This window comes from Cupriavidus oxalaticus (genome assembly GCF_004768545.1).
GTDB classification, from domain to species: Bacteria; Pseudomonadota; Gammaproteobacteria; order Burkholderiales; family Burkholderiaceae; genus Cupriavidus; species Cupriavidus oxalaticus_A.
Genome location: NZ_CP038635.1, coordinates 1,566,693 through 1,589,348, shown reverse-complemented (window position 1 = coordinate 1,589,348; position 22,656 = coordinate 1,566,693). Strand labels below are relative to the sequence as shown.

The following is a 22,656-nucleotide window of genomic DNA, read 5'->3' as shown; positions in this document are numbered from 1 at the left end:
CCCTCCAGCCATGCCCTACGAACCGAGTCCCCCGCATAAGCCGGCGATTGCGCGATCCCGGGGTTTTTCGCCTGGTGCAGCCGCCGCCGTGGCCTGCCTTTGCCTGCTCGCACCAACTCCGGCGCATGCCCAGGCGCGCCAGGTCTTCGCTTCGCCCGATGCGGCAATGGCGGCTTTCGGCCAGGCGGTGCGCGCCGACGACGAGGCCGCCATGCGCCGCATGCTGGGGCCGAAGTTCCGCGACATCATTCCGCCGGCCGGCGCCGAAGTACGGAAACGGTTCGACACCGCCTGGGCGCAATCGCATCGCTTGCAGCAGGCGGACAAACATGCCTTCATCGCGGTCGGCGACGATGGCTGGACCCTGCCGGTGCCGCTGGTCAAGGCGCCAGGCGGCTGGCAATTCGACACGCGGGCGGGTGTCGAAGAAATGCGCGTGCGCCGCATCGGCCGCAACGAGCTTGCGGTGATCCAGACCATGCAGGCGATCTGCGATGCGCAAGCGGAATACGCCCAGACGATGCACGATGGCGAGAAGCGGCTGGTCTACGCCAGCAGGCTGTCCAGCACCCCGGACAAGCATGACGGGCTCTATTGGCCGACCACCTCGAACGAGTCACCGAGCCCGCTCGGCCCGGCCTTCCGCGACGCCGGCACGCGCAATGCAAGCAAGGACGGTTACCACGGCTACCACTACAAGCTGCTGACCGCGCAAGGGCCGCATGGCGACGGCGGTGCGCTCAATTATGTCGTCGACGGCAAGCTGTTCGGCGGCTTCGCGGTCATGGCCTGGCCGGTGCGCTACGGCGACACCGGCGTGATGAGCTTCATCGTCAGCCACAAGGGGCAAGTGTACGAACGCGACCTGGGGCCCAACAGCGCGGCCAAGGCCGCTGCAACGAAAACCTTTGACCCAGCCCCGGGCTGGAGGAAGGTGTCGCCATGAGCCATCGCATCCTCACCATGGCCTGCTGCGGCGTACTGGCACTGGCCGGATGCCAGGGCGCCGGGCCGCCGGCCGCAACGCCGGCGTCCGCGCTGCCTGGCGGCGGCCCGACCCAGGTCCAGCGCGAACCCGCCCCGTACAAGGCAGAAGAAATCGAGGCCCTGGTCGCCCCGATTGCGCTCTACCCCGATCCGCTGCTGTCGCAGGTGCTGATGGCGTCCACCTATCCGCTGGAGGTCGCCCTCGCCGCGCGCTGGCTCAAGGAGCGCCCTGACCTGAAGGGCGATGCCGCGGTCAAGGCGGTGCAGAACGAAACCTGGGACGTCAGCGTGAAATCGCTGGTGGCGTTTCCGCAGATCCTTGGACCCATGGGCGACAAGCTGGACTGGACCCAGAAGCTGGGCGATGCCTTCCTGGCCCAGCAGAAGGACGTGATGGCTGCGGTGCAACGCCTGCGCGTGCGCGCCCAGCAGGCCGGCCACCTCAAGTCGGGGCCGCAGCAAACTGTGATCGTGGAACCCGCGACCGCGGCCGAATCCACGCAGCAGACCATCGTGCGCATCGAACCGGCGCAGCCCGACGTGATCTACGTGCCGGTGTATGACCCCGCCATTGTCTATGGCGGCTGGGGCTATGCAGGATACCCGTACTACTATTGGCCACCCTACGGACCCTACTATCCTGGCGACGCCTTCCTTGGCGGCATCGCATGGGGCGTCGGCCTGGCCGCGGCCGTCGCCATCTTCGGCGACTGCGACTGGAACAACGGCGGCGTCCATGTGGAGCACCACAAGGCCCGCAATATCGACCGCAACTTCGACGCCAGCAAGCTGGATAAAGGCCGCTGGCAGCACGACGCGCGGCACCGCCAGGGGGTGGCCTACCGCGACAGCGCCACGCGCGAACGATTTGGAAGGAGCACCGCCGATGCGTCGGGCCGCGCCGGCTTCCGCGGGCGCGACGCCACCGGCGGCCGGGACAACGGCTTCCAGGGCGTGGGCCGCGGCGGCAGTGCCGTGCAGCGTGATGTCAGCCGCGGAAACCAGAGCCTGCACTCGGGCGGCGGCCGGGCCGGCGGATTTGGCGGCGGACGCGGCGGAGGCTTTGGCGGCGGGCGTGGTGGCGGTGGACGACGTTAGGGAACCAATGCCCGTTTGGAGTGGTGCACTGGCACCTGGCTCCCGACATGACCGGATTCCCGAAGCGCAAGGGAAATCCATCGGCACAAAGACGCAGAATATCCATCCTCGCGCCCCCTCCTTCGCGCGCTGGAATGACGCCGGCGCCAGTCGCGTCAGCCGAGAGATCCTTATTCTTGCCGGCTAGCCGCCCTGATTTGACCACGATCAAGTCCGAGTCATCCGGCGCCGTTTCCTGGCGCCGAACGCAAAGCTTCTGGCATGGAAAGCAAAGTCCGGACGTAGCCCCCACGCTTACCTTGATGACAACGCAATATGCGTTGGACCCATATCAAGAGGAGACACAGAATGGCTACACCCGGTTATTGCATTGCGCATCTTGTTGCCGAAGTCTGCCTTGCTGAATTAGCACATTCCGATTCAGTCATGGTGCGTTCGGAGGCCGAATGATGCGCGTAGAACAACTGACCGCCAGCATCGGCGCCGAACTCGTTGGCGTGAAACTCTCCGATGCCATTCATGACGATGGCTTGTTCAATGAGATCCGCGCCGCGTTGCTGCGGCACAAGGTTCTGTTCCTGCGAGACCAGGATATTTCTCGCGCCGAGCATGTCGCGTTTGCCGAGCGCTTTGGCAAGCTCGAAGACCATCCCGTTGCCGGCAGCCATCCGGAGCATCCGGGTCTCGTCCAGATCTACAAGCGACCGGACCAGCCGATGGACCGCTACGAAAACGCCTGGCATACCGATGCCACGTGGCGCGAGGCACCTCCGATGGGCTGTGTCCTTCGCTGTGTAGAAACCCCTCCGGTCGGCGGCGACACGATGTGGACGAACATGGTTCTCGCGTACGAGAACCTGCCCGGTCACGTCAAGGCGCAAATTGCCGGCCTGAGAGCACGTCACAGCATCGAGGCGAGTTTCGGCGCGGCCATGCAAATCGAGAAGCGCCTGGCGCTGAAGGCGCAGTACCCGGATCCCGAGCATCCGGTGGTACGAATCCACCCGGAAACCGGCGAGCGGATCCTCTTCGTCAATGCCTTTACCACGCATCTCACCAACTTCCATACGCCTGCGTACGTGCGCTATGGCCAGGATTACAACCCCGGTGCGGCCGACCTGCTGCGTTACCTGGTGAGCCAGGCCTTCATTCCCGAATACCAGGTGCGCTGGCGCTGGAAGGCCAACAGCATGGCGATCTGGGACAACCGCAGCACCCAGCACTACGCGGTAATGGACTACGCGCCCTGCCATCGCAAGATGGAGCGCGCCGGCATTGTCGGCGACAAGCCGTTCGGCATTGGCGAGAAGCCATTCGGAATCGGCGAGGGCGACGTCAAGCGACACGCCGCACAGCCGGCCCAGGCCTGAACTATTTATCCCAAGGAGAGAGACATGGATTTCATCGACGGTTCGCTGTTCCCGGAGAACCAGCAGAAGCTGGTCATCACCGCAGCCCCTTATGGCCCGGAATGGATGCCTTCGGATTTTCCGCAAGATATTCCGGTGACGATGGAGGAACAGATCCAGAAGGCAGTGGACTGCTACAACGCCGGCGCTACCGTGCTGCACGTTCACGTACGCGAAGCCGATGGGAAAGGCTCGAAGCGCCTGTCCAAGTTCAATGAGTTGCTTGCCGGCATCCGGGCACGCGTGCCGGACATGATCCTGCAAGTGGGCGGATCGATCTCGTTTGCGCCGGAGAGCGAGGGGGATGTGGCCAGGTGGCTGTCGGACGATACCCGCCATATGCTTGCGGAACTGAAGCCGACGCCGGACCAGGTGACGATCGCGATCAACACCAACCAGATGAATGTGGTCGAGCAGATGTGCGCGGCAGATGTGGCCGGAACGTCCCTGGCCGAGCCGGCTAATTATCGCGCCTATCGCGAGATGACCATCCCCGCCGGACCGGAATGGGTGGAAGAGCATATCCGCCGGCTCAGCAGCATCGGCATCCAGACCCACTTCCAGCTTGCCAACATCGCGCAACTTGAAACGGTAGAGCGGATGATGCGCCGGGGCACCTGCAACGTGCCACTGATCCTGACCTGGGTGGCAATCGGCGGCGGCTTCGAAGCGCCCAACCTCTACAACCTGGCGAACTTCGTGAGGGCCTGCCCCAACGGCTCGGTGCTGACCCTGGAAACCTCGATGCTCAACGTGCTTCCGCTCAACATGATGGCTATCGCCATGGGGCTGCACGTGCGTTGTGGTATCGAGGACAACATCTGGACGCAGCGGCGGGACCGCAAGACGGGCACGGTCGAACAGATCGAGCAACTCGTGCGCATCTCGCGGGAGTTCGGCCGGGACGTTGCCAGTGCGAAGGAAGCGCGTGAGATCTACAAGATCGGCACGTTCTACGACGGCGCCGACGAGACGCTGGCGCAGAATGGTTTCGCGCCGAACCGCAAGCCTGGCCAGGTCGGGTTCACCCAGCACGCACGCCGTTGATCTGAAAGGATCAGGCCGCGTGGAGGTACAGAGATCCTCCGTCCCTGTACCTGCCCTGATCGCGTCTAGCATGTGAAGCGCCTGCACCCGGCGCGCTCCACCTGCTGGGGAAGACAGTCGGCTCGTTATATCCAGCCGGGTATTCATGTATCGATAGCACGATGTCACGCGAAGATTCCATGAGCCTGCAGTATCCGGAGACACGCGCGCAGGTGTCGGCCACAACCAGCACCGGCCCTCGCTTTACGATACTCGTGGGCGGCCTTGTGATGCTGGGCCAATTCGCCATCGGGACCTATCTACCAGCCTTCGGCTCGCTCAGCACGTCTTTGTCGGCCAGTCCGGCACAAGTACAGCAGTCTCTGACGGCATACATGCTTCCTTTCGGGCTGATGATGCTGTGGCATGGCGCAATCTCCGACGCAATCGGGCGTCGCAGATCCGTCCTCGCCGGACTCGCGCTGTTCGCCCTGGGGTCGCTGGTCTGTGCAGCGGCTTCGCAAATAGAGACCCTGTACGCCGGCCGCATCATGCAGGGGCTGAGTGCGGGAGTTGGGGCCGTCGTTGGCCGGGCCATGGTCCGGGACGTTGCCAGCGGGGCAACCGCTCAAAGGCAACTGGCACTGGTCGGCATGCTGTTCGCGCTGGCCCCTGCGCTGGCACCAGTCTGCGGTGGCTGGCTGCTGGCCTGGGCGGGCTGGCGCAGCATCTTTTTCTTTCTTGCTCTGCTGTCCGCAGGCTTGCTCGGGGCCTGCTGGCTTTGGCTGCCTGAAACCCTGCCGCCACCTGAACGGCATGTGCTGCATCCCATCCGGCTTGCTCAGGCGTATGGCAACGTTCTTTCGCATCGCAGCTTTGTGTTGTTGGCGCTGGCCAATGCTAGCGTCAACATGGCCATCTACGTCTATGTACTCGGTGCTCCCAGTTTCGTTACGCAGCACCTCGGATTGAATGCGCAATCCTTCGCATGGCTGTTCGTGCCGATTGTTGCGGGATTGCTGCTAGGCTCGCTCGCGCTATTTCGTCTTGCTGGCAGGGTGAGCCCATGGAAGACCATCGCGGGGGGGCACATCGTCATGTTCGCCGCGGCATTGGTCAATCTTTCCCTCGGCGTGTTCCATGCATCCGCGCTGCCGTGGATCGTGACGGCTCTTCCCTGCTTTGCCTTCGGCATGATGCTGACCCAGCCGAGCCTGCAATTGCTGGCTCTGGATTGCGCCCCGGCGCGCCGAGGCCTGGCGGCCAGTTGCTACCTGACGTTTCAACAGGTCGGGAATGCGTTGTTGTCCGCGCTGGTCATGCCGCTCCTTGCTGTCTCCCTTACGCGAATGGCACTTGGCATGCTGTCGATCCAATGCCTTGGCGCGCTCCTGGCCTACTTGGCGCTACGTTCAATGGACCGATCGCAATCCATGAATGGGGCCGGCGGATCTGGCGGCGGGAGAGGCGGGAGAGGCGGGAGAGGCTAGCGGGAGCCGGTGCGAACGCCTCTGTCCGCTCTGGTTTGGACCTGCTTCAGGGACTCGCCCGCGTGCGCCGCATCAGCGCCACGATCGAATCCAGCCGCGTCCGGTCGCACGCCAGCGGCATGCCGTCGGCGAACATTGGCTGGGCCAGGCGCGTCAGCACGTCGCCCGGCGGCGCTTCCACCACCAGCCGTGCGCCATTGGCATGTGCCAGCAGCATGGTTTCATGCCAGCGCACCGGCGTGGCCATGTTCAGCGCCAGGTCGTCGGCGATCCTGCGCGGGTCGCGCAGCTCGCGCGCCTTGCTGGCGCTGAAATAACGCAGCGAGGGCGCGCACAGCGCCACGCCCTGCATGGCCTGTTGCAGCGCCTGCGCCGCGGCATCGAGCAGCGGGCAATGCGATGGCACATGGATGGCGACCGGCTTTGCGGCCTGCGCGCCGGCGGCAAGCGCCAGCGCTGATACCTCGGCCATCGCCGCCTCGCTGCCGGCGATCACGATCTGCGTCGGGGCGTTGAAGTTAGCCAGGTATACCGGCCGTTGCGGCGAGCACACCTGCGCCACCAACGGTGCGAGCCGGTTGCGGTCGAGCCCCAGGATGGCGGTCATGCCGTAGCCGGCGGGATAGGCCTGCGCCATCAGTTCCCCGCGCAGGCGCACCAGGCGCAAGGCATCGGCAAAGGAGAGCACGCCGGCAGTCACCGCGGCGGCATACGCGCCGATTGAAAGTCCGGCCACGGCGTCGGCGCGGGCGTCGTAAGCGGCCAGGCATCGTGCCATCGCCACGCCCGACGTCAGCAGGCACAGCTGCGTCCAGACCGTCGATTGCAGGCGCTCGGGCGTATCCATCCCTGCCGCCGGTACTTGCAGGACCTCCTCCGCTTCGGCCAGCACCGCCGCCACTGCCGGGTCGGCTGGCAGGTCCTTCAGCATGCCGGGGCGCTGTGTCCCCTGCCCGGGGAACGTGATCAGGACTTGCATGGCGATGGCTGCCACGGATCGTCGCACAGGCACGGTCCATGGTCCGTCTTCAGCAGCACCCTGCCCCCGCTGCGCAGGCGTTCCAGCAGCGAAAAGCCGCCGTACGGTGTCGCGATCTGGATGTCGACGCGGACCGGCGCGTTGCGCTGCAGTTCGCCAAGCAACTCGAGATGGCCCGCCGCCAGCGGCTGGTCTGCCGTCACGACCAGATCCAGGTCGCTGTCGGCATGCAGCACGTTCTGCGCGCAGGCCAGCGAGAAGCCGGCGCTGCCGGTCACGCCCCAGCGGATGCCTGCGGCGCCGAGCCGGCCGGCGATGGCCTCGAGCGCGCGGATTGCCGGCAATGCCGCCAGGTCCGGGCGCAGGCGCCAGGCGCGCTGGGCGGCCAGCTCCATCGGCGTGACGAGCTTGCGCATCGCCGACGGCGCAATCCACGTGCCGAAGCGCTCTGCACGCGAGCGGCCGCGCAAGCCAACGGGGATCTCCCCCGGCCGGCGGCCGTCGCGACGCACGACCACCGGCGTGTCGTGCAGCGCCGGCAGCGAGACCCACGCCGGCAGCGCCGCGCCCTCCAGCGCGCTGGCCGGGTCGTCCAGCCAGACCAGGTCGTGCGGCGCGGGCGGCGCGAAATTCACGCTTGCCATTGCCGGGACAGGCACGCGCGTACCTCTGCCGACGCCTTCCGGTTGGCCCCGCCGAGGCGGCCTTGCAGGCCCGGCGTCGGGTCGCGGCGGATGTCGGCCAGCGCGGACAGGATGGTGTCGCGCGCGAGGAGCGCATCGGCCGCCACCGGCGCACTGGCCGACTCGACCTCGATCAGCCGCCACAGGATGCCCAGCGTGGCGAAGTTCTCGATGTCGTAGGCCATCGGCGGTACTGTCGACGCCAGCGCCTCCAGGTCCTCGACCGTGCGCATGGTGATGCGGGCCGCGGCTTCCTTGCCCATCGCATGCACCAGCACGCCCGGGTCATTGAGCGCGATGATCCGGTTGGCCTGGTAGCCGTGCGCGAGGAAGGCGCCCGACATGGCGCGCCCGACAATCAGCGCCACCACCGGATGCCCGGCCAGGCGTGCCTCGGCATACGCGGCCACCGCGCCGGCCAGCGACTGGTGGATGCCCAGTGCCTCCTCGCGCCGGCCGTAGGCCTGGCTGGGCGTATCGACGATCGCCACGATGGCGCGCTTGACCGGCGCGGCGCGGTCCGCCTCGATCGCCTCGCGCACCGCGCGCGCCAGCGACCAGCCCTCGAGCAGTCCGGCTTCGCCGTTGCGCGCGCGCGGGAAGCGGCTGGCGGCATCGGGCACCAGCGCAATCCAGCGCACCGCGGTGCCGGCCAGTTCGCCATCGGCCACCCGCACGGAGTCCGGATAGCCCGTCACGCGCGACGCCATCGGCGCCAGCGCCTGCAGCCAGCGTTCACCGCGGCTGGCTTCGCGCGCGGCAGCGGGATGAAGTGGTGCGTTCATGCGTCGGTCCCCCGTTGAAACAGTGCCTGCACCTGCGCGGGCGTGGGTTGAGCGCTGGCGTCGTACGCCTGCAGCGCGGCCAGGTATCGCGCGACTTGCTCGCTGCGATGGCTGGCCGCGACCGGCTCGCGCAGCAGCGCGGCAACCTGCGCGCGCATTGCGTCGCAATCGTCGTCGACATACGCATCGGCGAAACCGGTGGCGACGCGCTGCGTGCCGCCGGTGAAGCTCCAGATAAAGGGCCGGTCGCGCGAGTCGTACTCGGCGATGCCCGCTTCCTGCTCGATCACGGCCGGGCCGTTCAGCCCCAGCCGGCCCTCCTGCGTCATCACCAGCGCGCTGCACAGGCCGGCTGCGATCGACATGCCGCCAAAGCAGCCCACCTGCCCCGCGATCACGCCGACCACCGCCTGGTAGCGCCGCAGGTCGACGATCGCCGCATGGATCTCGGCAATCGCCGCCAGGCCAAGATTGGCCTCCTGCAGGCGCACGCCGCCGGTTTCCAGCAGCAGCACCGCGCGCGTCGGTTCGCCGCGGCGGTTGTCTTCGGCCGCCAGTTCCAGCGCCCCGGCGATCTTGGCGCCACCCACCTCGCCCATGCTGCCGCCCTGGAAAGCGCCCTCGATGGCCAGCACCACCACCGGCATCCCGTCGATGCGCCCCTTGGCCACCACCACGCCGTCATCGCTCTGCGGCACCACGCCTTGCGGCGGCAGCCACGGCGACTGCAGGCCATCGAACGGGCCCGCAAGTTCGCGGAAGGTGCCCGGGTCAAGCAATGCACGCGCGCGCTCGCGTGCGCCGAGTTCGATAAAGCTGTTGCGCGCCAGCAGTTCCGCCGTGTTCATGCGCCGTCTCCTTGTTGCGGGCCGCCCAGCGCTTCAAAGGCTTCCGCCAGGCGCATGCCGACCACGCCCGGCGTCGCGCCGAAGTCGTGGATGCGGATCTGCATCGATGCGCGCGGCTCGGCAGCGAAGACGCGCGAGAGCTGCGCATCCCAGACGCGGCCGTAGCCATTGACCGAGGTGGTAACCTCCACCGTGGTCTTGCCGCCCTGGCCCGGCTCGACCACTACCTCGAGGTCGCCCGACCCCACCACGCCGACCAGCACGCGTCCGGTGGCCGGCTGCCCGGCCGGGAATTCAAATCGCAGTTGTTCCATCACAGTCCCCTGAAGTCGTTTTTCGCGTCCGTTTTCGCAACGGTTCTCGCGGCAGTCCCGTCCCGCGACAGCCGGTCGAGGAAGATCGTCGCGGCCAGCAGGTCCGCCGCGCCGCCCGGCGAGGCGCGCCTGGCCAGCATGCCGGCGTCGAGGCTGCGCAGATGCCGCCGCCCCGCCACCGTGCCCGCGCCGCCCGCCGACAGCACCGCCTTCGCGCCGGCCTGCATGTAGTCCAGCCCGTGCCGTCCTGACCGGGCCAGCACGCAGGTATCGTCCAGTTCGCTCATCAGCGCGAGCAGCGCATTCAGGCGGGCCGTCGATTCGGTATCGCCGCGCTCGCGGCTGTGCTGCAGCGCCGGCAGCGCCAGCCGCGTCACGTGCGGGAAGCCCGCGCGCGCCTGCGCGCGCGCGCCGCCGACACCGTAGGCCAGGCAGGCGAGTTCGCCCTTGTTGCCGGTGAGCGTTGGCCGGTGCCGGTCCGCCAGCGCGGCGATGGCGCCCGCCGTAGCGCTAATCGTCCCGGCACTTGCGGCCAGCCCTGCCGCGCTCGCGTGCGCCGCGGCGCCGACCAGCAGGCCGATGCACCAGATCGCGCCGCGATGCGTGTTGACGCCACCGGTGGCGGCCAGCATCACGGCCTCGGCCTCGCGGCCGAGCGCGCCCAGCTGCTCGCGCAGGCCATAGCCTACGCGCGGCGCCTGCAGGCCGGCATCGGCCATGGCCGCGAACGACGGCCCCAGCGCGTGCGCCGAGCGCAACATCAGCGGCAAGGTCAGGTCGGCATGGGCCCCGCTGCCGCGGCTGTCGACCAGGCCGGGCTTGGGCGAGAGCTGCGCTTCTTCGGCAATGGCGCCGACGGCGAGTCCCGCCAGCGCCTCGGCGTGGGCCGAGGCCGCCGGGCGCTGCGCGGGCGCGTATGGGGCCTGCGCTTGCAGGATCCTTGCAGTGGCGGCTGCCATCACCAGCTCCGGAAGCGTGCCGGCGGCTCGTACAGCCCGCCGGACCAGTCCACCAGGTCGGCCATGCTCTTGGCCGCCAGCAGGCTGCGCGTGGCCTGGCTGCGCTGCACGCCCAGGTCTTCCGGCAGCGCGATCAGCCCGTCGCTACGCATCCGGCGCGTGGTGGCGGGATCGTGCTTCAGGCCAATGGGCGTGACGCCGGCCACGGCGGCAATCATCCGGCGCCGCTCCTCCAGCGATTGCGCCTTGTAGAGGTAGGCGATGCCCTCTTCGGTCAGCACGTGCGTGACGTCGTCGCCATAGATCATCACCGGCGCCAGCGGCATGCCGCTTTCGCGCGCGACCTCGACCGCATCCATCGATTCGACAAAGGTCGGCTTGCCGCCGGCCTGGAAGGTCTCGACCATCTGCACCACCAGCTTGCGGCCGCGCGCGAGCGGGTCGTCGGTTTCGATCAGGTCGAGCCACGCCGGCGTCGGGTGGCGGCGCCCGCCCGGCTGGTGGCCCATGTTGGGCGCGCCGCCAAAGCCGGACAGCCGCCCGCGCGTCACCGTGGACGAATGGCCGTCGCCGTCGATCTGCAGCGTCGAGCCGATGAACAGGTCCACCGCGTACTGGCCGGCAAGCTGGCAGAAGGCCCGGTTCGAGCGCATCGAGCCGTCCGCGCCGGTAAAGAACACGTCCGGCCGCGCGGCGACGTAACCTTCCATGCCCAGTTCGCTGCCGAAGCTGTGCACGCTTTCGACCCAGCCGGTCTCGATCGCCGGAATCAGGGTCGGGTGCGGGTTGAGCGTCCAGTACTTGCAGATCTTGCCCTTCAGCCCGAGCGACTCGCCGTAGGTCGGCAGGATCAGCTCGATCGCCGCGGTGTTGAAGCCGATGCCGTGGTTGAGCGACTGCACCTGGTGGCGCTCGTAGATGCCGCGGATCGCCATCATCGCCATCAGCACGTGGACCGGCTTGATCAGCCGCGGGTCGCGCGTGAACAGCGGTTCGCAGAAGAATGGCTTGTCCGCCTGCACCACGTAGTCGATCCAGGAGCCCGGCACGTCGACGCGCGGCAGGCCCGCGGGATCGTCGACGATCTCGTTGACCTGCGCGATCACGAGCCCGTCGCGAAAGGCCGCGGCCTCGACCAGCGCCGGCGTGTCCTCAGTGCTCGGACCGGTGTAGAGGTTGCCCTGGCGATCGGCCTTGTAGCCGGCGATCAGCACCACATTGGGCACCAGGTCCACGTACAGCCGCGAATACAGCTCGATATAGGTATGGATCGCGCCGACTTCGAGCTGACCGTCCTCCAGGAACTGCGAGATGCGGATGCTTTGCGCCCCCGCGTACGAAAAATCCAGCTTGCGCGCGATGCCGCGTTCGAACAGGTCAAGGTGCTCGACCCGGCTGACGCTGGGAATGATCATGTGGAGCGCATTCACGCGCGCCGGATCGACCTGCGCCAGCGAGCGCGACAGGAAGTCGGCCTGCTTCTGGTTGTTGCCCTCCAGCACCACGCGGTCGCCGGACGCCAGCACGGCTTCCAGGAACGCGACGATGTCGCTGGTCGGCACCACCTTGCCGTCGGCAATGGCTGCGCCATTCTGCTTGCGGCGCGCCTTGGCTTGCCTGCGGGTATTCCACTGGCGGCCCGTGCTGGTGTTGGTCATCGCGTCTCCGGCTGGTGTCTGTCTGATGGCTCCACCTTAAACAGGCGGCGTCCGGCAAACAATCACGCCAGCAAATGAACCGTTACGCTGGCCGGAAGCGAGACCAGGGAGTGGGCGAAAAGCCGCCCGCGCCCCCTACTGGTCGGCTTCGCGCATCGCCATCCGGCACGCCGCTGCCAGCGCCAGCAGGTTGGGATCGCGCTCGCGGCGGCGCAGGAAGTTCAGCGCGATGGTCTGCTTGATGTCGTACTCGCCGGCCAGCGGCACGAACGCCACATTGCGCGAATACACGCCCTTCACCCGGCCCGGCAGCAGCGTGTATCCGATGCCGCCGCCCACCAGGTTCATCAGCGAAAAGATGTCGCCGACCTTCATCACCACATTAGGCGTGAATTCGGCAATACGGAACGCCTCGACAAAGCCGCTGTAGGTGACGAAGCCCTCGCTCAGGCTGACGAAGGGCTCGTCGCGGCAGGCACGCAGGTCCACCGCGGGCATCGAGGCATAGGGCGAACCGGCCGGCGCGGCAAAGAAGATATCGTCCTCGAACAGCGGGATCGACTCGATCTCCGGATCGGGCTCGGGCACGGCCATCAGCGCGGCGTCGATCGAGCCCTGCTTGAGCTTCTGCAGCAGGTCCGCGTTCGATCCCAGCATCAGCTCGGTCTGCAGCTCCGGGCGCCGCAGCTTCAGGCCGATCACGATCCTGGGCACGGTCTGGACCGTGAGCGAATAGAGCGAGCCGATCTTGAGGTGGTCGGCCGAAAAGCCGGCGGCCTCGCGCGTGGCGCGGATGCCGTCGGCCATGGCCTTGAGCACTTCCCTTGCCGTATCCGCCAGCACATGGGCGGCGTCGGTCGGGATCAGGTTGCGGCCCTCGTGGCGGAACAGCGCGCAGCTGGTGCCCTCTTCCAGCGAGTGCAGCGCGCGGTGCACGCTGACCGTGCTGGTATCCAGGATCTCGGCCGCCTTGGCCAGGTTGCCCGATTCCATGAACGCCAGCAGGGCTTCGAGTTTGCGGAAGGTGATCTCTTCGCCGATGCGGATTCTCATGGGTCGGGGGGCTGTGGTTGGGGCAGGCTCCTATCTTAGCTGCGTGGCGGGCAATGCGCACCGCTAACTGGACTGGCCGAGTTGCGTGAGGATCGCCGGGTTCTCCAGCGTCGAGGTGTCCTGCGTGATTGCCTCGCCCTTGGCCAGCGAGCGCAGCAGGCGGCGCATGATCTTGCCTGAGCGCGTCTTGGGCAGGTTGTCGCCAAAGCGGATGTCCTTGGGCTTGGCGATCGGGCCGATTTCCTTGCCGACCCAGTTGCGCAGCTCGGTGGCAAGCTTGATGGCCTCTTCGCCGTTCGGGCGGGCGCGCTTGAGCACGACGAACGCGCAGATCGCCTCGCCGGTCATGTCATCGGGACGGCCGACCACCGCGGCCTCGGCCACCAGCGGGTTGGCCACCAGCGCCGACTCGATCTCCATCGTGCCCATGCGGTGCCCCGACACGTTCAGCACGTCGTCGATGCGGCCCATGATGGTGAAGTAGCCGGTGTCCTTGTCGCGGATCGAGCCGTCGCCGGCCAGGTACAGCTTGCCGCCCAGCTCCTCGGGGAAGTAGCTCTTCCTGAAGCGCTCCGGATCGCCCCAGATGGTGCGGATCATGGCCGGCCACGGGCGCTTGACCACCAGGATGCCGCCATTGCCGTTGGGCAGGTCATGGCCGGTCTCGTCGACGATGGCGGCCATGATGCCCGGCAGCGGCAGCGTGCACGAACCCGGCACCAGCGGCGTCGCGCCCGGCAGCGGCGTGATCATGTGGCCGCCGGTCTCGGTCTGCCAGAAGGTGTCGACGATCGGGCAGCGCTCGTTGCCGATGTTCTTGTAGTACCACATCCACGCCTCGGGATTGATCGGCTCGCCCACGGTGCCGAGCAGGCGCAGGCTCGACAGGTCGTATTGCTTCGGGTGGATCTTCTCGTCGGCCTCGGCGGCCTTGATCAGCGAGCGGATCGCGGTCGGCGCGGTATAGAAGATGCTGACCTTGTGGCGCGCGATCATGTCCCAGAAGCGGCCGGCGTTCGGGTAGGTCGGCACGCCTTCGAACACCACCTGGGTGGCGCCGGCGGCCAGCGGGCCGTAGGCGATGTAGGTGTGGCCGGTGACCCAGCCGATGTCGGCGGTACACCAGAACAGGTCGTCGGGCTTGATGTCGAAGGTCCACTTCATCGTCATCAGCGCCCACAGCAGGTAGCCGCCGGTGCTGTGCTGCACGCCCTTGGGCTTGCCGGTCGAGCCGGAGGTGTAGAGCACGAACAGCGGGTGCTCGGCGCCGACGGGCTCGGCTTCGCAGGTGTCGGGCTGGTTGGCGCAGACGTCGTCGAGCCAGCGGTCGCGGCCCTCGGTCCAGCCGACGTTACCGCCGGTGCGGCGGTACACGATCACGTTCTTCACGGCCTCGCAGCCGCCCAGCGCCAGCGCGTCGTCGGCAATGGCCTTCAGCGGCAGCGCCTTGCCGCCGCGCATCTGCTCGTCGGCGGTGATCAGCGCCACCGCGCCCACGTCGACCAGCCGCTCCTGCAGCGACTTGGCGGAGAAGCCGCCGAACACCACCGAGTGCGTCGCGCCCAGGCGCGCGCAGGCCTGCATCGCGGCCACGCCTTCGACCGACATCGGCATGTAGATCACGACGCGGTCGCCCTTCTTGATTCCGAGCGTCTTCAGGCCGTTGGCCAGGCGGCACACCTTCGCATGCAGTTCGCGGTAGGTGACGCGCGTCACCGTGCCGTCGTCGGCCTCGAACACGATCGCGACCTTGTCGGCATTGCCGTTTTCCAGGTTGCGGTCCAGGCAGTTGTACGAGGCATTGAGCTGGCCATCCTCGAACCACTTGTAGAACGGCGCGTTGCTCTCGTCCAGCACCTTGGTGAAGGGCTTGTTCCAGTGCAGCAGCTCGCGGGCGTGGCGTGCCCAGAAGCCTTCGTAGTCGCGTTCGGCTTCCTCGCACAGCGCGCGGTAGGCGTCCATGCCGGGAATCGCGGCCTGGCTGGCCGGGGCCCGCGCCGGCAGGATGGCCTGCTGGGCGGGCATGACGGATTCAAGCAGTTTCATGGTCAGGAATCAGGAGTCAGTTAGCGGCAACAGGAATCAAAGCACGACGAAGACAAGCCACAGCACCACCGGTGCGATCACGGTGACCAGCGCGCCATAGATCAGCAGCGTGCGGAAGAAGGCCTGCCGGTCCACGCCCTGCGCGTTGGCGAGCACCAGCGCGCCGTTGGTCGAGAACGGGCTGACGTCGACGATGGTCGAGGACACCGCCATGGCGGCGATAAAGCCGATGGCGCTCACGTCCGATCCCTGCTGCAGGAACGGCACCGCCAGCGGGATCAGCGAACCCAGCACGGCGGTCGACGAGGCGAACGCCGACACCACCGCGCCGACTACGCACAGCAGCAGCGCGGCCATCAGCGGCGACGTCAGGCCGGCGACGCTGTGGCCGACGAAGTCGATGGTGCCCATCTTGTCCATCACCCCGACGAAGGTGCTGACGCCGACGATCAGCATGATCTCGGGCCACGACACCTGGCCCAGCGCGCGCTTCTGCAGCTCCGGCGCCATCAGCGTGAGCAGCAGCGCGATGGTCAGCGAGACAAAGCCGATATCGAGCTTGAAATAGAGGGTCAGCACCGCCAGCGCGACCAGGCCGCCTACGGTCAGGTACTGGTAGAGCCCGGCGGGGGCCGCGGCAGCAGCTTCCGCTTCGCTGCCGAGCAGCGCAGCGCGGTCGCGCGCCATCGTCTTCTGCTCTTCGACGCCGGCCTCGGCCTCCGCATCGCCGTAGATCTGCGCGCCCTGTGCCGGCACCGTGCGCGCGCCGAACGGCGCACCCATGGCCAGCACGCCGCCGGCGACCGATTGCGGCGCGGCCGCCGCCGGTGCCGATTGCCGCATCAGGCGCAGGCCGCCGAGCGCAACGAAGAGGCCGGCGGCCACGGCCAGGTTCACGCCCAGGCTGGCGAAAGCCGTCGCCATCTCGTTGAGCGGCAGCCCTGCCTTCTGCACGATCTTGTTGGTGATGCCGCCATAGATGCTGATCGGCGAAAAGCCGCCGCCCTGCGCGCCATGGATGACCATCAGGCCCATCAGCAGCGGGTTGATGCCGTAGCGCGCGGCAAAGCCCAGCGCGATCGGCGCGATGATGGCCACCGCCGCCGGGCTGACCGCGCCGACCGAAGTCAGCAGCGCCGCGATCATGAACATGATCCACGGAATGGCGGCGATCCTGCCGCCCACGGCCCGCACCGCGAGCCGCACCAGCCAGTCGATGGTGCCGTTGTTCTGCGCCACGGCGAACAGGTAGGTGATGCCGACCAGCGTGAGGAACAGGTCGGCGGGAAAGCCGGCAAGGATGGCCTTGGCCGGCATGGCCGCGACCAGGGTGCCGACCAGGAAGGCACCGACAAAGGCTAGCGCGCCCATGTTGATCGGCAGGACCGTGGCGATGACAAACATCAGCCCTAGCACTGAGATGGAAATGACGTGTGACGACATAACGGCTCCGTCGCGGCTTGCGCGCCTCTGCGCATGCCGCCTGGCAAGAAGGTCAGGGGAATCCGGCAGCGCGGGGGCCCGGCTGCCGGAGATTCGGATCTGCCGCTACGGCAACGTATGGAAGGGATAGGCCATGATGTCTTGTCTCCTTGTCTGTGAGGCCGCATGGAACGGCACCGACCGGGGCCGGAATTGCGCCCCGTAGTTTTTGTCTTTGTTGGTCTGGCTGAACGATATGGCGCCGGCGCGAAGCCATCAATTAAGCGCTCGGGCCGATCCTTACGGAAAGCGGAAAGCAGGCGCGCACGAAACGCTGGACGGCCGGCAGAAAGGCGGGATCGTTGCCATGGCAGGCCTTTGACTGCACGGCGGCGATCTCCGGCGGCCAGCCAGGTGCACCCGGGACGACTTCCGATGTCCCGAACCGGCAAACCCGTTTCGCTATAGTTCTGCACATCGACAGCGCCAGACGAACCTCCGACATCCCGGAACCGGCATGCAAAAGAGAACTTTCCTGAAGCTGGCGGCAGCCTCCGCCCTTGCCACCCAACTGCCCCGCTGGGCCATCTCCGCCACGCTGCGCGAGCGCGACCTGTTCTCGCTGGGCGCGGCCAGCGGCGCACCGACGCCGGACGGCTTCGTGCTATGGACGCGCCTGCTCGGCGGCGCCATCCCTGGCACGCCGCAGGCCGATGCCCTTGGCACCACGCCCCTGCAAGGGCCGCTGACCGTCCAGTGGGAAGTCGCCGAGGACGAGGCATTCCGGCGCATCGTGCGCCGCGGCCAGGCGCAGGCGCTGCCGGAACTCGGCCATTCCGTTCATGTGGAAGTCGACGGGCTGCGCCCCGACCGCTGGTACTACTACCGTTTCATGCACGGCGACGCAGCCACCGCCCCGGCCCGCACCCGCACCGCGCCGGCGGCCGATACGCTGGCCCCGCGCGTGCGCTTTGCCTTTGCTTCCTGCCAGCGCTGGGAGCAAGGCCACTACGCCGCGTACCGGCAGATGCGGCAGGAAAACCTGGACCTGGTGGTTTTCCTGGGTGACTACATCTATGAGGCCGCGGTCCCGGCCCACGCGCGCGCGCGCCTGCCGCGCACGCATAGCCTGCCCACCGCGACCAGCCTGCAGGACTTCCGCGACCGCTACGCGCTGTATAAGAGCGACCCGCTGCTGCAGGCCATGCACGCCGCGTGCCCCTGGCTGGTTACCTGGGACGACCATGAAGTGCAGAACGACTATGCGGGACGCGCGGGCAGCGAGCCGGCGGCCGCGTTTCTCGCAAGGCGCACGGCCGGCTATCAGGCGTTCTATGAAAACATGCCGATCCGCGCGAGCTCGCTGGTGCATGGCACGGCGGGCCTTGGCACGCCGGATGCGCTGAGCATCCACGCGCGCCACCGCTGGGGCCGGCTGGTCGATTTCCATGTGCTGGACGACCGCCAGTATCGCGATATCCAGCCCTGCCGCGAACCCGGCCAGCCCGCCAGGGGTTCGGTGTCCCCCGGCGAATGCAGCGCGCTCTACGACCCGCGCCGCACCATGCTGGGCAGCGCGCAGGAACAATGGCTGGCACAGGGACTGGCGCAGGACCAGCGCGACCAGACGCGCTGGAGCGCGATCGCGCAGCAGACCATCTTCTCGCGGCGCAACTACAAGGCGCCGCCGGAAGAAGCCTTCCACAGCGATACCTGGGACGGCTATCCCGCCGCGCGCCAGCGCCTGCTCGACAGCATCGCGGCGGCGGCGCCGCGCAATACCGTGTTCATCGGCGGGGATATCCACCAGCACTACGCCTGCAATGTGCTGGCCGACTTCGGCAACCCGTCATCCCGCGTGATCGCCAGCGAGTTCTGCACGACCTCCATCGCCTCGGCCTCCGGCAGCAGCATGCAGAGTGTCGCCAGTATCGTGGCCCGGAATCCGCATATCGTGCATGCGCGGCCGGACCAGCGCGGCTACACCGTGGTCGAGGCCACGCCCGCACGCTGGGCCGCCACGCTGCGCGCCGTGGAAGACGTGACGCGCGCGGACAGCGCGGTCGGCACGCAGGCGGCGTTCGTGGTCGAGGACCGGCGGCCGGGCGTGCAGCGGGCCGCGGCTGGCTAGGCCGGCGCCCTTTGCACCCTGCGGTGGCACGAACCTGCTGATTGTGTGCTCCCTCTTCCGCTTGCGGGTTAGGGGGCCGCGACGAGGCCGCGATCGCGCTGGTCGAAGCGTATTCGCGCCGCGTCGGCCTGTGGTTCGACGACGCCGCGCAGCCACGCTACACCACCGTGCTGGAGCTGGATCTCGATACCGTGGGCATGCATGTGGCCGTCCCGCGCCGTCCGCAGGACCTGCTTGGCTTATGCCGACACGGCGCGCGCGCTGGAAGGGTTCGGCTTCACGCCATCGCATCCGCATCCCTTCATGCCCAGGCATCCGGTGGCGCTGGCCGCCGCCGCGCTGGCGGCGCCGTTCGTGTTCAAGGGGCTGCGCAAGATGGGCGGCGCCGACAAATAGCCGGCGCCCCGGGCGCACTTACTCCACGCTGGCCAGCGGTGCGCCCGCTGCCAGGAACACGCCCGTCTCAGCCTGCCATGCAACACGGCCGCTGCGATGGGCGTGGACCTGCATCTCCATCTTCATCGCTTCCATCACGGCGATCAGGTCGCCTTCGCTGACCTCGTCACCCACGTTGACCTTCCAGGCCTGCACCGTGCCGGCGATCGGCGAAGGCAGGTCGGCGGCGTTGGTGGTGGCAGCTGGCGCGGCGGCGGCCGCACTGCCCTGCCCCGGCGCTTCGGCCAGGCCGCGCAGCAGCTGCGCCGGCAGCCCCAGCACCATGCGGCGGCCGTCGATCTCGATCGCGGTGCGCAGCAGGCTGCCGTCCGGCTGCGGCTCGGCGCGCACGGCGGCGGCCAGCGGCTCGGTGAAGTCGGACTCGATCCAGCGCGTATGGACCTTGAAGCCGTCGGCGCCAAGGAAATCGGCGTGATCGATCACAGCACGATGGAACGGCAGCACCGAGGCTACGCCCTCGATCCGGAACTCGCGCAGCGCGCGGCGCGCACGCGCCAGCGCCTGCTCGCGCGTGGCGCCGGTCACGATCAGCTTGGCCATCAGCGAGTCGAAGGTGCCGGGCACCACCGAGCCGGTCTGCACGCCCGAATCGACCCGCACACCCGGGCCGGACGGGGCCTCGAAGCGCTGCACCGGGCCGGGCGTCGGCAGGAAGCCGCGGCCGACGTCTTCGGCATTGATGCGGAATTCGATTGAATGGCCCAGCGGCGCCGGCGTCTCGGTGATCGACAGCGGCAGGCCGTCGGCCACGCGCAGTTGCTCGACCACCAGGTCGACGCCGGTGGTCTGCTCGGTCACCGGGTGCTCGACTTGCAGGCGGGTGTTGACCTCCAGGAACGAGATCGCGCCGCCGGTGCTGAGCAGGAATTCGACGGTGCCGGCGCTGGTGTAGCCCGCGGCGGCGCAGATATCGCGCGCGGCGGCGTGGATGCGGGCGCGCTGTTCGTCGCTCAGGAACGGCGCCGGCGCCTCTTCCACCAGCTTCTGGTTGCGCCGCTGCAGCGAGCAGTCGCGCGTGCCGAGCACCACCACGTTGCCGTGCTTGTCCGCCAGCACCTGCGCTTCGATATGGCGCGGCTTGTCGAGGAACTGCTCGACGAAGCATTCGCCACGGCCAAAGGCCGTGACCGCTTCGCGCACGGCCGACGCGTACAGCTCTTCGACCTCATCCATGCGCCAGGCGATCTTCATGCCGCGGCCGCCGCCGCCGAACGCCGCCTTGATGATGATGGGCAGGCCATGCCGCTCGGCAAAGGCCAGCACTTCGTTGGCGTCGGTCACCGGGTCGGGCGTGCCGGCCACCAGCGGCGCGCCTACCTGCAGCGCGATCTTGCGCGCTTCCACCTTGTCGCCCAGCCGGGCGATGGTTTCCGGCGACGGGCCGATCCAGGTCAGGCCGGCATCGATCACCGCGCGGGCGAAGGCTTCGCTTTCCGACAGGAAGCCATAGCCGGGGTGCACCGCGTCGGCGCCGCTGCGGCGCGCGATCTCGAGCAGCTTGGGGATATTCAGGTAGGTGTCCGCCGGGCGGTCGCCGTCGAGGCCGTAGGCTTCGTCGGCCAGGCGCGCGTGGATCGCGTCGATATCGGCGTTGGCATAGACTGCGACGGAGGCCACGCCATAGTCGGCGCAGGCGCGGATGATGCGAACGGCGATCTCGCCACGGTTGGCAATCAGGACTTTCTTCATGGCAGTTACGGTTGCAGTTCTTCGAAGGCGCCGACGGGATTGAAGCGCAGCCAGGCACCGACCGGGATTTGTCCGGCGCGGTCGAGGTGATAAGGCGCCACGGCACCGATCACGGGATAGCCGCCGGTCAGCGGATGGTCGGCCAGGAACAATACGGGCTGGCCGCTCGGCGGCACCTGCAGCGCCCCGAGCGCGGTGCCTTCGCTGGGCAGCTCGCCGGCGATGGCGCGCTCCAGCGCCACTTCGCCGGCCAGGCGCAGGCCCACGCGGTTGGATTGCGGCGTGACCTGCCAGCGCTGCGCGGCCAGCCGTTGTACGGATTCGGTGGTGAACCAGTCGGTGCGGGGCCCGAGCACCACGTCCAGCACGACTTCCTGCTCGACCGTGGGCAGGTGCTCCGCGGGCATTTCGGGTGCGCCGACGATGGCACCAGCCGGAGCCTGGCGCAGGTCGATCACATCGCCCACCGCCAGCGGCGCGGGGCCGACCCTGGCCAGCGTGTCGGTGGCGCAGCTGCCCAGCACCGGCGCCACCGCATAACCGCCACGCGCGGCGACGTAGCAGCGCGCGCCGGCCAGCGGCTGGCCGATGGCCAGCGTGTCGCCATCGGCAAGCGCCACCGCCTGGTGGTTCGGGACCTCCCATTGCCTGCCGTCGGCGGTGCGCACCGTCAGCGGCGCATCGGCGCCGGTGACGGCCAGCACGCTCTCGCCCACGCTCTGCAGCTGCAGGCCCGCGCCGATGGTCTCGAGCGCCGCGGCATCGCTGCGGTTGCCCACCAGCCGGTTGGCGGCCTTGAGCGCCGCCTGGTCCATCGCGCCCGAAGCGGAGACGCCCTGCCCCGCCTGGCCGTGCCGGCCCAGGTCCTGGAACACGGTCTGCAGGCCGGTGCCCTTCACCTTCAACGACGCGGCTGCTGGCGCGCTATCGGACTGCACGGGCTGGCGCGCCGGCGCCACGGCAACGCTGCCGGCGGCATGCGCCACGCCATTGAGCCTCGCGACATCGACAAAACGCACGCGATAGCCGGGCTGCAGCAGCGCGGGCTGGTCGCGATCCAGGTCCCACATCGGCACTGGCGTCACGCCGATGATCTGCCAGCCGCCGGGGCTGGCCTGCGGATATACGCCGCTGAAGGTGCCCGCCAGGCCGACGGCGCCGGCGGGAATGCGCGTGCGCGGCGTACTGCGGCGCGGCACGTCAAAGCTGGGATGGCCGCCACTGAGGTAGGCAAAGCCCGGGGCAAAACCGGTAAAGGCCACGGTGTATTCGCTGCCGGTGTGGCGGCGCACCACTTCCTCCGGCGTGATGCCCAGCAGCTGCGCGACCTCGGCCAAATCCTCGCCGTCATAGCGCACCGGGATCTCGACCAGGATGTCGCTGCGCTCGACGCGCTGCGACAGGTCGCGCGCGGCAATGGCCCGCACCAGCGCGGCGGCGCTGGTCGCCGATGGGCGAAAGTAAACGAGGATGGTGCGCGCGGCGGGCACCAGCTCGGCCACGCCAGGCAGCGGATCGCGCTGCAGCGAGGCCAGCAGGGCCAGGGTCTGGTCGAGGTCGGCCAGCTCTACCAGCAGGGCATTCGAAGTGACGGGCAGGAAACGCAAGACTAGCTCCGCAGAA

At 68.2% G+C, this 22,656-nt stretch carries 19 protein-coding genes and 1 pseudogene; 8 read left to right on the top strand and 12 right to left on the bottom strand.

The genetic code is table 11. The annotated features are described in order from the left end of the window. Nucleotides 1–10: 10 nt before the first annotated feature. The 5 genes from E0W60_RS18180 (at nt 11) to E0W60_RS18160 (ending at nt 6,010) form a co-directional block, all read left to right on the top strand. A complete protein-coding gene (locus E0W60_RS18180; protein ID WP_135705142.1) occupies nt 11–946 on the top strand; it encodes a DUF2950 domain-containing protein in 936 nt (311 codons plus the stop codon). Continuing rightward, a complete protein-coding gene (locus tag E0W60_RS18175) occupies nt 943–2,085 on the top strand; it encodes a DUF3300 domain-containing protein (protein ID WP_135705141.1) in 1,143 nt (380 codons plus the stop codon). Before E0W60_RS18180 ends, E0W60_RS18175 begins: the two co-directional genes overlap by 4 nt. 449 nt (nt 2,086–2,534) lie before the next feature. Beyond that, entirely contained in the window at nt 2,535–3,455 is a 921-nt protein-coding gene (locus E0W60_RS18170; RefSeq protein WP_135706260.1) for a TauD/TfdA dioxygenase family protein, read from the top strand. Between the two features lie 24 nt (nt 3,456–3,479). Beyond that, nucleotides 3,480–4,541: a 3-keto-5-aminohexanoate cleavage protein gene (locus E0W60_RS18165; protein ID WP_135705140.1), complete on the top strand. Its 1,062-nt coding sequence runs from the start codon at nt 3,480–3,482 to the stop codon at nt 4,539–4,541. Between the two features lie 179 nt (nt 4,542–4,720). Next, the gene (locus E0W60_RS18160) at nt 4,721–6,010 is read left to right on the top strand and encodes a multidrug effflux MFS transporter (protein ID WP_135705139.1); all 1,290 of its coding nucleotides are present in this window, start codon (nt 4,721–4,723) and stop codon (nt 6,008–6,010) included. 46 nt (nt 6,011–6,056) lie between these two features. On the opposite strand, the gene mdcH is transcribed toward E0W60_RS18160, so the two are convergent. The 10 genes from mdcH to E0W60_RS18110 form a co-directional block, all read right to left on the bottom strand. Next, nucleotides 6,057–6,989, bottom strand: a complete 933-nt coding sequence (gene mdcH, locus E0W60_RS18155; protein WP_135705138.1) for a malonate decarboxylase subunit epsilon — start codon at nt 6,987–6,989, stop codon at nt 6,057–6,059. Next, entirely contained in the window at nt 6,977–7,633 is a 657-nt protein-coding gene (locus tag E0W60_RS18150; RefSeq protein WP_135705137.1) for a malonate decarboxylase holo-ACP synthase, read from the bottom strand. The genes mdcH and E0W60_RS18150 overlap by 13 nt, the downstream gene beginning before the upstream one ends. Continuing rightward, the gene (gene mdcE, locus E0W60_RS18145) at nt 7,621–8,457 is read right to left on the bottom strand and encodes a biotin-independent malonate decarboxylase subunit gamma (protein ID WP_135705136.1); all 837 of its coding nucleotides are present in this window, start codon (nt 8,455–8,457) and stop codon (nt 7,621–7,623) included. The genes E0W60_RS18150 and mdcE overlap by 13 nt, the downstream gene beginning before the upstream one ends. After that, entirely contained in the window at nt 8,454–9,305 is an 852-nt protein-coding gene (locus tag E0W60_RS18140) for a biotin-independent malonate decarboxylase subunit beta (protein ID WP_135705135.1), read from the bottom strand. Before E0W60_RS18140 ends, mdcE begins: the two co-directional genes overlap by 4 nt. Continuing rightward, nucleotides 9,302–9,619 (bottom strand): malonate decarboxylase subunit delta, encoded by a 318-nt coding sequence (locus E0W60_RS18135; RefSeq protein ID WP_115706655.1) that lies wholly within the window; start codon nt 9,617–9,619, stop codon nt 9,302–9,304. Before E0W60_RS18135 ends, E0W60_RS18140 begins: the two co-directional genes overlap by 4 nt. Further along, complete coding sequence (locus tag E0W60_RS18130; RefSeq protein WP_135705134.1) at nt 9,619–10,578, bottom strand: triphosphoribosyl-dephospho-CoA synthase; 960 nt, start codon at nt 10,576–10,578, stop codon at nt 9,619–9,621. The genes E0W60_RS18135 and E0W60_RS18130 overlap by 1 nt, the downstream gene beginning before the upstream one ends. After that, entirely contained in the window at nt 10,578–12,236 is a 1,659-nt protein-coding gene (mdcA, locus tag E0W60_RS18125) for a malonate decarboxylase subunit alpha (protein ID WP_135705133.1), read from the bottom strand. The genes E0W60_RS18130 and mdcA overlap by 1 nt, the downstream gene beginning before the upstream one ends. 135 nt (nt 12,237–12,371) lie before the next feature. After that, a complete protein-coding gene (locus E0W60_RS18120) occupies nt 12,372–13,289 on the bottom strand; it encodes a LysR family transcriptional regulator (RefSeq protein WP_135705132.1) in 918 nt (305 codons plus the stop codon). A 63-nt stretch (nt 13,290–13,352) separates the two neighbouring features. Next, complete coding sequence (gene acs, locus E0W60_RS18115; RefSeq protein WP_135705131.1) at nt 13,353–15,335, bottom strand: acetate--CoA ligase; 1,983 nt, start codon at nt 15,333–15,335, stop codon at nt 13,353–13,355. Between the two features lie 36 nt (nt 15,336–15,371). Further along, complete coding sequence (locus E0W60_RS18110; protein WP_135705130.1) at nt 15,372–16,778, bottom strand: SLC13 family permease; 1,407 nt, start codon at nt 16,776–16,778, stop codon at nt 15,372–15,374. A 496-nt stretch (nt 16,779–17,274) separates the two neighbouring features. On the opposite strand from E0W60_RS18110, the gene E0W60_RS18105 reads away from it, so the two are divergent. The 3 genes and pseudogenes from E0W60_RS18105 to E0W60_RS38335 all read left to right on the top strand — a co-directional run bounded on the left by E0W60_RS18105 (nt 17,275) and on the right by E0W60_RS38335 (nt 19,284). After that, complete coding sequence (locus E0W60_RS18105; RefSeq protein WP_135705129.1) at nt 17,275–18,888, top strand: alkaline phosphatase D family protein; 1,614 nt, start codon at nt 17,275–17,277, stop codon at nt 18,886–18,888. Nucleotides 18,889–18,929: 41 nt separating this feature from the next. Then, nucleotides 18,930–19,073: pseudogene (locus tag E0W60_RS38340) on the top strand (hypothetical protein); the annotation flags it as partial. Nucleotides 19,074–19,122: 49 nt separating this feature from the next. Beyond that, nucleotides 19,123–19,284 (top strand): hypothetical protein, encoded by a 162-nt coding sequence (locus tag E0W60_RS38335; RefSeq protein WP_431189919.1) that lies wholly within the window; start codon nt 19,123–19,125, stop codon nt 19,282–19,284. A gap of 18 nt (nt 19,285–19,302) precedes the next feature. Here E0W60_RS38335 and E0W60_RS18095 read toward each other — a convergent pair whose 3' ends face one another. Both E0W60_RS18095 and pxpB read right to left on the bottom strand, forming a co-directional pair. Beyond that, nucleotides 19,303–21,033: an acetyl/propionyl/methylcrotonyl-CoA carboxylase subunit alpha gene (locus E0W60_RS18095; RefSeq protein ID WP_133097366.1), complete on the bottom strand. Its 1,731-nt coding sequence runs from the start codon at nt 21,031–21,033 to the stop codon at nt 19,303–19,305. 5 nt (nt 21,034–21,038) lie between these two features. Continuing rightward, nucleotides 21,039–22,640, bottom strand: a complete 1,602-nt coding sequence (gene pxpB, locus E0W60_RS18090) for a 5-oxoprolinase subunit PxpB (protein WP_135705128.1) — start codon at nt 22,638–22,640, stop codon at nt 21,039–21,041. Between the last annotated feature and the right edge of the window lie 16 nt (nt 22,641–22,656).